This is a genomic window from Streptococcus mitis, from assembly GCF_047460035.1.
GTDB classification, from domain to species: Bacteria; Bacillota; Bacilli; order Lactobacillales; family Streptococcaceae; genus Streptococcus; species Streptococcus mitis_DW.
Genome location: NZ_JASHHB010000004.1, coordinates 25,548 through 39,505 on the forward strand (window position 1 = coordinate 25,548; position 13,958 = coordinate 39,505).

Here is a 13,958-nt window from a genome sequence, read left to right on the forward strand (position 1 = left end):
CTCAAAGTTTACCTTATTTTCACCTTATTGTTTTAGAGACCTTAAGGCAAATTCACCGACTGCCATAGGGACTACATTAGAAGTATTGACATAAATCTGTGTTGTACCTGTGTCGCTATGTGTTAGAGCTTCGGAAATGGCTTCTAAGCTCATTCCAGCCTGTTTAGCGAGCGTTGCTCCCGTATGACGTAGTTTATGTGGTGTAGCGTGTGTAAGCTCTGGGTGTCGCTTTCTGATAGTTTTCATCTTATTATTGAGATAGTCAGAGTGTAAAGGCTTGTTGATGTTTCCTTTTGCTATAACGACACTATAATATGACTGGGAGCTGGCAAAGTCAGTTGCTTTAAAGCGTTAATTGATACGATTATATCAATATTTCAAAGCTATTTGCAAAGTGCTTTTCTAGGTTTACACTTAAAATAATTGTTAAGTTATATAGGAACCTTCTAGATAAAGACTGAGTACTTTTAGAGTATAATATAGTTATGTAGAGTTAAAAAGAATTGAGGAAAGTAATATTGGCTAAATCTCACATCTCAGAATTATTACCAACTAAGTATAGAAAACGTCATCAATTAATGCTATATTTGTACGATATACTAGTTGATATTTTGGTTAAAGCTGATAAATATCAATTATCCAGTCTATCTTTTAGATTTACTAATGAGATAAATGATGAAATTGACTTGTTTGATGAACTAGATAGACAAAAAGATTTAGATATTTCTGAATATGTATATATACCTCACATCTTTTTTTCAATTTTACGTGATTTAAATTACTATCTATTTGAATCTCTGAGTTGTATAGAGAGGGGAAAAGTTACTGTTGCATTTTCTCTTGCTAGGAAACCTTTTCAAGATAATTTATTTTATTTAAGTTGGATATTGGTTCAACCACATGATTTCTTAGAAAAAATACAATATGGAGAGCTTAGGGAATATGACGTAAGTGATTTGAAGGGTAAAAAAGAATTTGTTATTGACCTACTTTTAAAAGCAAAAGAATCGATTCAGTATGAAAATGGTTTTTTGGATTTTAGTAGAGAATTACTTGATCCTGAATTACTATATGACATTATATATAATCGAAAGGCAGAAAATAGTTTAACAAGTGTATTTGATCAATCTATTCATTTGGTGACAAAGAATAAAAATTATCCTACGGAAAAGCGAAATCTTAATTTTATATTTTCTGATGATAAGATTTGGGATGATTTTTGGCATTTGTTCTATGAGAAAACACCCTACATTCTAATTTATTTAGTAGAAGTAGCTATTGCTATATTTGAGAAATATTTTGATATTGATTTAGAAATAGTTACCCTTAACCGGTATATTAGAAATTTCAAGATAATTTTAGCTTTATCTGGAGAAGAAAATAAAGAATTAGAAAGTATTTTTGATTTCATATTTAATGGTGATAATCTTAGCATGACATGTGAAGAATGCGGGAGGATATATAAGTTCAATATCAATTTAGTGAGGGAAATAAAAGAAGATTATCTATATACTTGTCAGAATTGTGGTTTTGTAGAGAGACTAGGGCAATATTTTGTGAGTGATGAATTACTGAGTAATAAAAGAAATATTCTGATTGATAACTCGAATGATGAGAATTGGAAGCTGGTCTAATACAATTAAAAGGTAGTACCGACATAAAAATCATAGTTTAGAAAGTTGTGAAGATTTTTGAAAAGCAATCAGAATGGATAATATGAAATTTAAAGATTACACTTGGAATAAAGAGTTTGAAATAAAAGGGTATTTTTCAGAACGTTCCGACGATATAGTTAGTAAGGATAACTTGAGCGGTATTTTACATTATTCTCCTAGTGAAATTGTATTAGAATTATTTGGTGGATTTGAAGAGGAATCAGGCATTTCATTCGGTTTTGGTAAGTGTTTGGAAAAGATATATGGTTTCTCCAGTAATGGTAATATTTTAATTTTAAATACTTATGGTGAACCAATGGTACATTCCTCATCTCCTGGATTTCCGATAACTAGATATAGAGTAAAAAATTTTAAAATTTACAGTGTATTTTATAATGAGCTTGGAAATTTTGATTATAGTTCTGAGGCCTTTAAAGATTTAATTAATGAATTAGATTCTGAAAAAATCAAGGAATATAATTTTAGCTTTGAACATATTGAGGAATGGATTGAAAAATCATTGGTAACTGTTAAATATAGAGACAATCAAACTATTTTTGAAAGTGCAGTAAGTGAATATCAACCAACAAAAGTGTTAATAAGATCACTAGGAATGAACTTTGAAGATGTGGCAATACTCCATTCTTCATATACAACTACGTCATTTACCAGTGATTATTTTATTAAACTTATTTCAGCTGATTTAAATATAAGATATTTTGATGAATTTTATCAAGCTTCACATAAGTTTAAGGAATTTATTGAGATTTTATCAAATATACCATTGTCTTTTACTAGTATTGAATTTCTTGTTCTTTATAAAATGATAGATGGTAAGCGTATGCCACTTATAAAAGGCAAATTCTTTGTTCAGCATTCTAGAAAATCCCAAAAATGGAAATCGTATTCTCAGCAAGATATTTCTTTGAGGGCATTAGAAGATAGTTTTGAACATATTTTAAATCATTGGTTTGATAAATCTGAGGAACTTGAATTTATAGTGAGACAATTTTCAAAAAATCTTCATGGTGATTTATATTTGGAAGATCAGTTGGTTGATGCTATTAGGAATTTGGAAGTTTACTCTAGAAATTTTAAGAATTTTAAAAATCCGAAATGTTTATCTGATGTTGAAGAAAAAGCTAGACAATCTTTGTTTGACTTTATAAACACACATCTTTTAGAAGAGGTAAGAAGAAAATTTAGAAATAAATTGAAATTTAATCAAAAAGAGCCTAACCTTGCCGAACGTTTAAAAAATTTATTCGATTCAATTGATGAGCTTAATCTGTCTAAAATTTTTTCGAATAGTGAGAGAGAATTACTAATAATAAAATTAATTCAAACACGAAATTACTATACTCATGGTGATTCGAAAGATAACTATCCAGAAATGATAACAGATATCAGGGAGATGTATGAAACAAAATTGCTTCTTCAAGAAGTGCTGAGATATTATATTTATCAAGAATTGGATATGAAATATAAATATAAAAAATTCTAAACCTCAAGCCATTAGCTCAATGATTTAGGATGTTTTCATGGAAATTGGAACAATTGACACAGTTGTTGCGACTTTAGTCGCTTACAAATGTGGCTGCAACCTGACAAGGTCAGTTGCCTCAAAACGTTAATCAATACGATTATATCAACGTTTACAGACATTCAAGAATTTTCTCTTGGATGTCTTTTTTTGTCTAAAAATCAAGAGTTTCCACCATTGATTTTTAGTCTAATATTAGTTTCTACTGAATAATCTTTTTAGGTCATAATAAAACACTCCTGTTTATAGTTTCACTAAATGTCAACAGGAGCATTATTCTTTTGTCTCAATTTATGTGTTCAGTGCCTATCTACTTTTCTAGTAACCAATCTATGATATTTTTCTTCTCAATACCATTGTAATTGGCTGTTGGCTGAATCGTATCCATTGTTAATAGATATTTGGGGAATTGATCCTTAATGGCTTCTAGTGGTCTAAGTTCTCTTTCTAATGTTTCTGGAGCAAGTGTTGTTTCACTGACTTGATAATAAGCGTAGTGACCAACATCAGTTACAACAACAAAATCAACCTCATACTTATCTAAATTACCAACATATACTTGTGAATATCTACGTCTCAATTCCAAATAGACAATATTTTCCAAGATATGCCCAATGTCTTCTTTGTGGTCTGGTAATAAGAGATGTCGTAAACCTAAATCAACGGGATAATATTTTTCTAAGCGTTGCAATAATGCTCTACCTTTTACATCAAAACGTGGAACGGAATAAAAAAGTAAACTATCTGTCAAAGTTGTCAAATAATTTTCTAAAGTATTATAGGATATGGAAACATTTTGACTGACTAGGGTATTGCGAATCTTATTTGTTGATATTAAGCTACCTGTACTACTGAGAAGAGTTCGAACAATGCGCTCAATAATAGTAGGATTTGGATTTCCCAATCTAGTGACAATATCATTTAACAGTATGGAGTTATATATTCCTCTGAGATAGTCAATTTTTTCAGCGTAAGATGATGTTTGCAATAAGTAAGGGAAAGTACTAAAGAGATAATTGTTAAAAATTTCTGTTGTATTCAGATTCTCTGAGAGAGATTGACCTGATAGGTATTCTTCAAATGACAAAGGAAGAACCTCTATCTCAACATAACGCCCGGTCAAATTTGTAGCTAATTGGCTGCTCATAAAGTAGGCATTGGATCCAGTCAAATAGAGGTCAACATTTGGCAAGATGAATAGGCTATCTGCAACTAGTTCAAATTTTTCAACATGTTGAATTTCATCTAAAAAGATATAGTATGTTTTCTCCCCAACTAACTGCTCTTTTATATAAGCGAATAATGTTTGAAAATGTCGCAGTTCATAGTAACTCAAATCTTCGAAATTGATGGATATAATCTGATCCTCGTCTACCCCAGTTGCTAGTAACTCCTCTTTATAGAGTTGAAAGAGAACAGATTTACCAGCTCGTCTAACTCCACTAACAACTTTGATGATTTGTCGGTCACGATGTCTTCTTAGAAAGTCTAAATAATGTGGTCTTTTAATATAGTTCATAATAGATACCTCAAAGATAGTATAATACAAATAGATGTTATTTTCAAATATTTAGAAATAAAATGGAATTTGTTTTGTTATTTTTAAATATCTAGAAATAATATCTTCAGAATAGAAAATGACGATAATAAAATCATTTGAACTGACATGAAGTAGCTGTGCGTTTGTTGTTAAACTATTACATCAACTTTGTGATACAGTAGTTCGTATTTTTCGCCTACTTTTTATGATTATGATAAGTGAACCACCAACAGCCATTGGATATAAATTAGAAATGATTATGTTCTCATTTCGGGGAAATGCCCCTGGAGGTTAGTTCTATCAGCCAAATCAAGATTATAATTATCCTTAATAAAACTCTAAGGCTTTTATTCCATCCTTTGGCAATTTGGGCTTCTAGCCTCGGTGCAAACCACCCGTTAGATGGGTGTTATGATTTAAAAATGTCCTAAATTTTTTTGATTAACTAAAATTATTTTATAAAATAGTTTGTTAGACTGTTTTATCTTGAATACTAATAATCAAATGAAAGAAAAAGATAGCAGATACATAAATTTCTTATGCCGGGAAATTTCTCACTAATTTGCTACTTATCCCAACTTTTCAATACATCTCCCGAAATGCTTATAACATCTTGTGTTAAGCGTTTTCGTGTTTTATAATTCTATCATAACTTAAAAAAAGGAGAAGCTATATGTCAGTAGTATTAGCGAGAATTGATCAACGCATGATTCATGGTATTGTGGTAACACAATGGGCGGGGGCTACAAAGGCCAAAAGGTTGATGGTAGTAGATAATGAAGTAAGTAAGGACGAAGTCCAAAAGGCTGCTATGAGGATGAGTAAACCTGCAGGAACTGGAATGTCAATTATTGATACAGATACTGCGATTACAAATTTTGCAGATGGCAAGTATGATAATCATAATGTTTTACTAATTGTTCGAGAACCTGAAACATTGGTGGCATTAGTTGAAGGTGGAGTAAAGATACCAAAGGTCAACGTTGGAATAATGTTTGATGGTGAAGGAAAAAAAACAGTTAAGAAGATGGTCTCTGTCAATGAAAAAGAAATTGCTGATTTGAAAAGATTAAAAACACTTGGTGTTGATGTAACATTCCATTTTGTTCCTTCTGATCCAGAGGAAAATTTAGAAAAGTATATTAAATAGGAGATGATACTATGGAAGTGATTCAAGGTTTACTTATTATTTTATTGTCGTTTTGGGTAGTACTAGATCAACAAGGATTGGTACTAAGTACTTGGTTTCCTATAATGGTTTCGTTATTTGTTGGAATTATTATGGGAGATATGAAAACAGCAATGATTATTGGTGGAACATTCCAATTAATGGCGTTAGGTGTTGCAAATATTGGTGGTTCATCCGTACCAAACTGGGGTCTTGCAGCATTAGTAGGTGGTTTTATTGCGATTAAAACAACAAGTAATGTAGAGTCTGCAAAAGCTGTAGCTTTAGCAGTGGGAGTTCCTGTTGGAATGCTTGGTATTCAGTTGGATGTTTTAGCAAAAATACTTAATACATATGTAACCCACGCAGCTCAGAAGGCAGCTAATGAGAAAAAGTTTGCTAAGATGAATCGAATTTTTTGGATTGGACCGGTTATTTTTGGTTTATCAACCGCAATTCCGACAGCTCTTTGTGTCATTTTTGGAGATAAAATTGTAAATGTAATTTTGAATAGTGTACCAGAATGGTTCACTAATGGTTTATCTATTGCAGGTAGTATCCTACCTGTTGTCGGAATCGCGATTCTATTACAAGTTATGCCTACTAAAAAATATTTAAGCATGCTTATTGTTGGCTTTATCTTTGCAGCATATTTGAATTTACCAATTTTAGGAATTTCTCTTGCTGGTTTTGCCATTGCATATTACTATTTTACTATGAATAAAAATGTATCAACTGTTGTCTCTTCAACAGTTGCCGGAACTGAAGAATTTGGAGATGACTTTGATGAATGATGTACAACAAAAAATAACAAAAAAAGATATTCGTAATGCCGCGTTCAGATATATGTTTATGGCATGTAACACTTTTAATTATGAGAATCAACAGGGACCAGCAGTTGTTTATGGATTAAATAAAGTTTTAAGAAAAATCTATTCAAATGATGATGAATATGTTGCATCATTGAATAATCATTTTAAGTATTTTAATACTACTACTTGGATGGCTAATATCTTATTAGGTGCAAGTATAGCAATGGAAGAAAAAGATGGTGTTGAATCTTTAGATACGGTACAAAATTTTAAAACTGGTATGATGGGACCACTTGCTGGTGTAGGTGATACCTTAATTTGGGTATTATATCCAACAATCATGGGCTCAATTGCAGCATATATGGGATTAGAAGGGAATCCAATTGGTGCAATAATTTGGTTAGTTTTGAATGTTTTCTTCCTATTTTTCCGATTTAAATTATTTGATATCGGATATGATTCTGGTTTGAAGTTGATAACCGGATTAGGTGAAAAATTAAATATTTTTACTGAATCTGCTTCAATCATGGGTTTAACGGTTGTTGGAGCTTTAATCCCATCTGTAGTTAAAATGAAGATTTCGACAGTATTTACTACAGGAGATGTTAAACTAGTAATTCAAGACGATATTCTTGATAAAATCATGCCAGCGCTATTACCTGCAGTGATGACTTATTTCGTTTACAAATTGTTAGCGAATAAGAAGTTATCCGTAATTCAAATTATTTTTGGAATTATTATTCTATCTTTAATTCTGTCTTACTTTGGCATTTTATCAGTTAATTAAAAGGAGAAAATATGACAAAAGTTATTATTGCAAGTCATCATCATCTTGCAACTGGGATGAAGGATACTATAGAGTACTTAATCCCATCTATTGGAAAAATTGATGTAATTGCAGCCTATATTAATAATGAGCCAATTGAAGACGAAATTTCAAAACTTTTAGAAAGTTATCCCGTTGACGAAAAAGTTCTGATTTTTACAGATTTGCTTGGTGGATCGGTGAACCAAACTTTTATTAGGTATATGAGCAAAAGAAATTTGTTTCTTGTAACAGGGATGAATTTACCAATTATTATGACGCTTTTGTTATCTATTGAAAGCGAAGATTTATCCGAAGATTTAATTAGAAAGTCTATTGATGAAGCAAAGAATCAATTACTTTTTGTGAATGATATATATAATCAAGTGACGGATGAGGATGATGAGTGATGGCAGATGCTTGGTGGAAAAATAGTGTTGTTTATCAAATTTATCCTCAAAGTTTTAAGGATTCAAATGGAGATGGTGTAGGAGACTTGAATGGAATAAAAGAAAAATTACCGTATCTCCATAAGTTAGGAATTGATGTTATTTGGCTTAATCCTATCTATGAATCACCATTGGTGGATAATGGATACGATATCAGTGATTATGAAAGAATCCTATCAATTTATGGGACAATGGAAGATTTTCAAGAATTATTAGCAGAAGCTCATAAATTAGAAATAAAGATTATTCTTGACTTGGTTGTGAATCATACCAGTGATAAGCATTCATGGTTTATTGAATCTAGAAAAAATAAAAATAATCCATATTCTGATTACTATATTTGGAAAGATCCTAAGCCAGATGGTAGCGAACCTAATAATTGGGGTTCCACTTTTGGTGGATCTGCATGGGAGTATGTTCCAGAACGAAATCAATATTATTTACATTGTTTTGCCAAGGAACAACCAGATTTAAATTGGGAAAATCCAACGGTACGTCAAGAAATTCAAAAAATGATGACCAAATGGTTTGATTTAGGAATTGATGGTTTTAGGATGGATGTCATTACATTGATAAGTAAAAGGCAGGACTATCCTGACGCACCTGATGGAGTTCCATACACTAAATCTTATTATGTAGGAGCTTCAAATGGCCCACGAGTTCATGAGTTTTTACATGAACTAAATCAGGAAGTTCTAAGCCGATATAATGTAATGACAGTTGGTGAAGCTCCAAATACAAACAGTGATCAAGCTTTGCAGTATACTCTGCCCGAAAATGAAGAATTGAATATGGTGTTTCATTTTGATCACATGCACTTGGATTATGGTAGATATGGTAAGTTCTCAGATATACGCTTTAAAGTAAGTGATTTAAAATCAGTTTTAACAGAGTGGCAATTGAAGTTAGAAAAAGGGTGGAATTCACTATACTGGAGTAATCACGATCAACCAAGAGCTGTCACTCGATTTGGTGATGATGGTGAATTTAGGGTACAGTCAGCAAAGATGTTAGCTACCTTATTGCATATGATGAAGGGAACTCCGTATGTTTTTCAAGGTGAAGAGTTGGGGATGAAGAATGTTCATTTTGATTCTGTAGAGAATTACAAAGATATCGAGACTAAATATTTTTATGAACTTATGAAGGAAAATGGTGAATCTTCATCTTATATAAATAATTCAATTTATTTAAAATCTAGAGATAATGCGAGAACACCGTTCCCATGGAATGGAAATAAAGAAGAAGGATATGGTTTTTCAAGTGGAAACCCTTGGATACAGTATTCTCCAGACAATTCTTCTATAAATGCAGAAGCCTGTCTTGAAGATTCAAACTCAATTTTTTATTATTATCAAAAATTAATCAGCTTGAGGCGTGATTACCCAATTATAATTCATGGGAATTATGAATTGATAAACGAAGAAGATAGTGATGTCTTTAGTTATGTACGGGAATATAATAAACAAATTTTATTAATTGTGTGTTCATTCTCTAAAAAACCTACTACCTCGCAAGTGCCATCGAAACTGATTGGTCGTCAAGTAAAACATTTAATTGGAAATTATGAATCAGAACTTAAACAGCTTCCAAAATTTTTTGAATTGAAACCTTTTGAAGCTCAAGTTTTCTTAATGGAACAATAAGGTTGCTTTTGTAAAACGATGAATAGAATCTATTTGACAGTTGTAGTGAGAGTTAATAGTATTAAGATTAGATACTAGATTAAACCCTAATTGTAATAGGGAATTTATAGAATCTATTCACGAGGAACGTATGATATCAAATTTTTCTAAACTTGATATTGTGCGTTTTTTTTGATTTGTCTCTTCTATTAATCTATTTATTGAAGACTAGTTCAATCAAGCATGAGTTCTGTTGTACATAATCTAAAGTGAGAATGTTTTATCTTTAATTCCATGTTTGTTTATGATAGAATTAAATTGTTTTATAGGATTTTCAAATGAAAATGCACTTTTACTAACAATATTGATTTTGAAAATAATGATGTAAATAAAAAGGATGAAAAAATGAATTTTGAACAGCATGTTGAAGTTAACTATGATAGTTTAACAATGAGTGAAAAAGAGATGTTGCAGTTCATTGTTCAACATAAAGAATTAATTGTATCAAAAACGATAGTAGAAGTAGGAGAACTTTTATTAACTTCAAAAAGCACTGTTTTGAGATTAGCGAAGAAGATTGGTTTTAGAGGTTTTACAGATATGAGATATTCGATTCAAGATTCAATCTCTAAAACAAAATCAGTGGATAAAATAGACTTGTTATCTCAATTACAAATGGATATACAGAAAACATTTCGATTTGCTACAGAATTAGATTTTTTACCCATTTTAAAAAAAATTTATGAAGCTCCTCAAGTAATATTGTACGCCACTGGTTTCACTCAAAACAATTTTACGAAAGAGTTGTCAAATGAATTATTTTTAAGTCATCGTCCAAATTATCTTGTTTCAGGGGAAACGAATTTTTCCATGTTAGCTGATAATTTAAATAAAGATGATTTGGTGATAATTACATCATTGAGTGGAAATACTAAAGGAATACAAACCACTATAAATAAACTAAATGCAAAGGGAGTTACTATTATTGGTGTAACGGAATTCAGCGATAATTTTTTAAAGAATAATTCAACGTATCAATTATTTTATGAAATTAGCAGAATAGATGAAAATCCAGATCTTGATAGTCGCTCTATGTCTTGCTTATATATAGTATTAATGATTTTGGCAAGAAAATATAGAGAATTTGTAAATAAGTTAGTTGATTAAAGTTGATTATTCCTGATGTTTTTTATAGCTTAAAATAAAATTATGATTAACCTAAAAAATTTTAAAACGTTTTTAAAATGACTAAAATGATTACAGTACATTAGTTAAAAATGAAAAAGAAATTACATAGAAACATGGTATAATGTAACTAAAGGAGGTAGCGTATGTCCTTAGATATAGATAAAGAAAAGATGACAATCATGGGAGTAGCTTTTGAAAATCGGTCCGTTTTTAAGAGTGTTTGGTATGCTTTAAGTACAAATATGATTGAAGGATGGCGACCTACGGTTAGCGATGTTGAAAAATTACGAGATGAAGCTCTTGGTCTGGGGATGGCTTAATGAAGCGTAAATGTTATAATTCTTATGACTATATTGATCCAGATAATTTATATACCTATCCGGGTTCTTCAGTTCTAAGAAATAAGCAGGAAGAACGAGATGAGAAAAAAGCACGCGAGCTGGAATATCGAATGGTTGCTAGTAAGAGTTTGAAATTATTTGTCAATCCTATCTTAGAAAAGTTGAAAAGTGATAACTCTTTAATAAACTTTTGGTTTGTTAAAAGATATTTTGTCCACTACATTTTTTCAATTGAGTATTATTTGTCATAGATAGAACATTGCATTCAGAATAATGAAAAACGCATCAAAAATGGTGCGTTCTGTTTTTATACTACCATAAAAGGAGGGAAACAAATTGAAAATTTTTAAGGGAGAGTTTTATCGAATTTCTGTATTAACAGACAAGCTAGTAAGGTTAGAATACTCTAAAACTGGCAGTTTTGAGGATAGAACGACACAACTTATCTATAATAGAGATTTTGGCCAAATTTCGTTAGATTATATCGAGACATCAAACGTACTAGATATTATGACGGACTATTTTCATTTGCACTTTAATAAAGGAGAATTTAACGCCGAAAATTTATTTATAGAATTAAAAGGAAATTTTGCCGTATATGGTAGTCGCTGGTATTTTGGTGAATCTATTGAAACGTTAAAAGGAACAGCTCGGACTCTGGATGAGGCAGATGGAGCAATCCCATTAGAAGATGGAATTATTAGTCGAAGTGGTATTGCCTTATTGGATGATTCTCAAGGATTTATTTGGGATGAACAGTCTGGTTATATTGAGAGAGAAAATCAAATTGACCTGTATTTCTTTGCCTATGGGCATGATTATAGAGGAGCAATCAGAGACTTTTACCATTTGACTGGTTCAACACCTTTGTTACCAAGATATGCTTTAGGCAATTGGTGGAGTAGATATTGGCCTTATACGTCGGATGAATACTTGGATTTAATAGACAGATTTAAAACAGAGAAAATTCCATTATCTATCGGTGTTTTAGATATGGATTGGCATATAACTGACATTCCAGCCCGTTTTGGAAGTGGCTGGACAGGATATAGTTGGAATAAAAACTTAATACCTAATCCAGAACAGTTATTGCAACAACTTCATGATAGAAAGTTAAAACTTTCCTTAAATGTCCATCCTGCTGATGGTATACGCGCTTATGAAGAAGCTTACCCGCGAGTCGCCAAACGATTAGGGTTAAATGTAGAATTAGAAGAACCTGCCATTTTTGATTTTTTTAATCCCTCTTTTAGGGAAGCCTACTTTAAAGATGTTCATTATGAGCTAGAAAAGCAGGGAGTAGATTTTTGGTGGATTGACTGGCAACAAGGGACACAAGGTATGTTGGATCCACTATGGCTTTTAAACCATTATCACTATCAGGATAGTTGTAAAAATGAAGAAGGTGGCTTGATTTTATCAAGATATGCAGGGCCGGGTAGTCACCGTTATCCTGTTGGTTTTTCAGGAGATACCATTATTAGTTGGAATTCCTTAAGATTTCAACCTTATTTTACAGCGACAGCATCAAATATCGGTTATAGTTGGTGGAGCCATGATATCGGCGGGCACATGCTGGGGGATTATGACGAAGAGCTACAAACTAGATGGCTACAGTTTGGTGTTTTTAGTCCGATTACTCGATTACATAGTTCTAGAAGTCCTTTCAATAGTAAAGAACCTTGGTTTTTTTCAGAAACAACATCTAAGATTATGAAGAAATACCTTCGTTTGAGACATCAGATGATTCCCTATCTATATACTATGAATGTAAAGACACACGAGGAAGGTGCCCCATTAATCAGCCCAATGTATTATTTCTACCCAGAGAATGATGAGAGTTATAATGTTCCAAATCAATACTTTTTTGGAACAGAACTGATGGTGGCTCCCATTGTAGAAAAGATGGATTTGGCATTCCAATCTGCAAAAGTGGATGTATGGTTCCCTGAAGGCGAATGGTATGACTTCTTTTCAGAGAAAAAATATACAGGTGGTGTGAAGTTAAGTGTTTATAGAGACATTTCGACTATACCTGTGTTTGCAAAAAGTGGTGCAATCATTCCTTTGGTTGGTTCCGAGATAGATATGGGTGTTGATTTACCTGAAATTGTAGATTGGTATGTATTCCCAGGTAAACAACATTCTTTTGAAATGATTGAAGATCAAAATGGTCAAAGATATAAAACAAGATTATCAATCGATTGGGAAATGGGAATGCTAGAGTTAGCATTACAAGGAGATTCTAGTATCGTTCCAAGTAATAGAAGGCATAGAATTCATTTTAAAGGAACGAATGTGTCTATAATTGAATTGCCAAATAAGAATGATACAGCTGGATTCGAATGTAAAGATAATAAAACAATATCTTTAAATGATGAAGTTTTTAGACTACTAAAGACGGCTTCTCTTCCATATGAATTAAAAGATAGATTGTTAAATCAATTCATCAATGCCAAAAATTCTCATGAGTTAATGAATATCTTGCATCATCAGGATAAGGAATTGAGAGGGCGTTTGTTGGAAGTGATATTTACTAGCGAAAACTAATTGAGAAATTTCGTACACAATTTCTATTATTTAATGTGTAACAGTTTTACATCTCTATGCTTATTGGCTTGTATTTTAGTAATTACAAGTTTGGCATAGGGATGTTTTTTGTTTACTGAAGAGGAAAGGATAATATTAAATAAAAGTCAAAAAGCAAACTAGGAAGCTAGCCGCAGGTTGCTCAAAATATTGTTTTGAGGTTGTAGATAAGGCTGACGAAGTCAGTCACATATATACGGTAAGGCGACGCTGACGTGGTTTGAAGAGATTTTCGAAGAGTAT

12 protein-coding genes and 1 pseudogene are annotated in these 13,958 nt (G+C 31.7%); 11 read left to right on the plus strand and 2 right to left on the minus strand.

Annotation, left to right across the window (positions count from 1 at the left end; genetic code table 11):
- Positions 1-24: 24 nt before the first annotated feature.
- Positions 25-297, minus strand: a pseudogene (locus tag QM956_RS04435) (tyrosine-type recombinase/integrase); the annotation flags it as partial.
- A 221-nt stretch (positions 298-518) separates the two neighbouring features.
- Here QM956_RS04435 and QM956_RS04440 point away from each other — a divergent pair.
- Entirely contained in the window at positions 519-1,634 is a 1,116-nt protein-coding gene (locus tag QM956_RS04440) for a hypothetical protein (protein ID WP_261020276.1), read from the plus strand.
- Positions 1,635-1,716: 82 nt separating this feature from the next.
- Complete coding sequence (locus QM956_RS04445) at positions 1,717-3,159, plus strand: HEPN domain-containing protein (protein WP_261020277.1); 1,443 nt, start codon at positions 1,717-1,719, stop codon at positions 3,157-3,159.
- A gap of 349 nt (positions 3,160-3,508) precedes the next feature.
- On the opposite strand, the gene QM956_RS04450 is transcribed toward QM956_RS04445, so the two are convergent.
- Positions 3,509-4,717 carry an ATP-binding protein gene (locus QM956_RS04450; RefSeq protein WP_261020278.1) on the minus strand — a complete coding sequence of 403 codons (1,209 nt, stop codon included), beginning with the start codon at positions 4,715-4,717 and terminating at the stop codon, positions 3,509-3,511.
- 694 nt (positions 4,718-5,411) lie between these two features.
- On the opposite strand from QM956_RS04450, the gene QM956_RS04455 reads away from it, so the two are divergent.
- The 9 genes from QM956_RS04455 (at position 5,412) to QM956_RS04495 (ending at position 13,676) form a co-directional block, all read left to right on the plus strand.
- Positions 5,412-5,888 (plus strand): PTS sugar transporter subunit IIB, encoded by a 477-nt coding sequence (locus QM956_RS04455; RefSeq protein WP_218757849.1) that lies wholly within the window; start codon positions 5,412-5,414, stop codon positions 5,886-5,888.
- Positions 5,889-5,899: 11 nt separating this feature from the next.
- Positions 5,900-6,700 (plus strand): PTS mannose/fructose/sorbose/N-acetylgalactosamine transporter subunit IIC, encoded by an 801-nt coding sequence (locus QM956_RS04460; RefSeq protein ID WP_261020281.1) that lies wholly within the window; start codon positions 5,900-5,902, stop codon positions 6,698-6,700.
- Positions 6,693-7,505 carry a PTS system mannose/fructose/sorbose family transporter subunit IID gene (locus QM956_RS04465; RefSeq protein WP_261020282.1) on the plus strand — a complete coding sequence of 271 codons (813 nt, stop codon included), beginning with the start codon at positions 6,693-6,695 and terminating at the stop codon, positions 7,503-7,505. The genes QM956_RS04460 and QM956_RS04465 overlap by 8 nt, the downstream gene beginning before the upstream one ends.
- Before the next feature lie 11 nt (positions 7,506-7,516).
- Positions 7,517-7,933: a PTS sugar transporter subunit IIA gene (locus QM956_RS04470; protein ID WP_050242554.1), complete on the plus strand. Its 417-nt coding sequence runs from the start codon at positions 7,517-7,519 to the stop codon at positions 7,931-7,933.
- Positions 7,933-9,618 carry a glycoside hydrolase family 13 protein gene (locus QM956_RS04475; RefSeq protein WP_261020283.1) on the plus strand — a complete coding sequence of 562 codons (1,686 nt, stop codon included), beginning with the start codon at positions 7,933-7,935 and terminating at the stop codon, positions 9,616-9,618. The genes QM956_RS04470 and QM956_RS04475 overlap by 1 nt, the downstream gene beginning before the upstream one ends.
- Positions 9,619-10,002: 384 nt before the next feature.
- Positions 10,003-10,764, plus strand: a complete 762-nt coding sequence (locus QM956_RS04480) for a MurR/RpiR family transcriptional regulator (protein ID WP_261020284.1) — start codon at positions 10,003-10,005, stop codon at positions 10,762-10,764.
- A 164-nt stretch (positions 10,765-10,928) separates the two neighbouring features.
- Positions 10,929-11,105: a hypothetical protein gene (locus QM956_RS04485; protein WP_173213387.1), complete on the plus strand. Its 177-nt coding sequence runs from the start codon at positions 10,929-10,931 to the stop codon at positions 11,103-11,105.
- Entirely contained in the window at positions 11,105-11,377 is a 273-nt protein-coding gene (locus tag QM956_RS04490; RefSeq protein WP_261020285.1) for a hypothetical protein, read from the plus strand. Before QM956_RS04485 ends, QM956_RS04490 begins: the two co-directional genes overlap by 1 nt.
- An 85-nt stretch (positions 11,378-11,462) precedes the next feature.
- Entirely contained in the window at positions 11,463-13,676 is a 2,214-nt protein-coding gene (locus tag QM956_RS04495) for a glycoside hydrolase family 31 protein (protein ID WP_261020286.1), read from the plus strand.
- Positions 13,677-13,958 lie beyond the last annotated feature (282 nt).

Bases quoted from the DNA above. Each gene is read 5' to 3' on its own strand.
- QM956_RS04465 (WP_261020282.1), top strand. From the start codon at position 6,693: ATGAATGATGTACAACAAAAAATAACAAAAAAAGATATTCGTAATGCC.
- QM956_RS04475 (WP_261020283.1), top strand. From the start codon at position 7,933: ATGGCAGATGCTTGGTGGAAAAATAGTGTTGTTTATCAAATTTATCCT.
- QM956_RS04460 (WP_261020281.1), top strand. From the start codon at position 5,900: ATGGAAGTGATTCAAGGTTTACTTATTATTTTATTGTCGTTTTGGGTA.
- QM956_RS04485 (WP_173213387.1), top strand. From the start codon at position 10,929: ATGTCCTTAGATATAGATAAAGAAAAGATGACAATCATGGGAGTAGCT.
- QM956_RS04445 (WP_261020277.1), top strand. From the start codon at position 1,717: ATGAAATTTAAAGATTACACTTGGAATAAAGAGTTTGAAATAAAAGGG.
- QM956_RS04470 (WP_050242554.1), top strand. From the start codon at position 7,517: ATGACAAAAGTTATTATTGCAAGTCATCATCATCTTGCAACTGGGATG.
- QM956_RS04455 (WP_218757849.1), top strand. From the start codon at position 5,412: ATGTCAGTAGTATTAGCGAGAATTGATCAACGCATGATTCATGGTATT.
- QM956_RS04490 (WP_261020285.1), top strand. From the start codon at position 11,105: ATGAAGCGTAAATGTTATAATTCTTATGACTATATTGATCCAGATAAT.
- QM956_RS04480 (WP_261020284.1), top strand. From the start codon at position 10,003: ATGAATTTTGAACAGCATGTTGAAGTTAACTATGATAGTTTAACAATG.
- QM956_RS04450 (WP_261020278.1), bottom strand. From the start codon at position 4,717: ATGAACTATATTAAAAGACCACATTATTTAGACTTTCTAAGAAGACAT.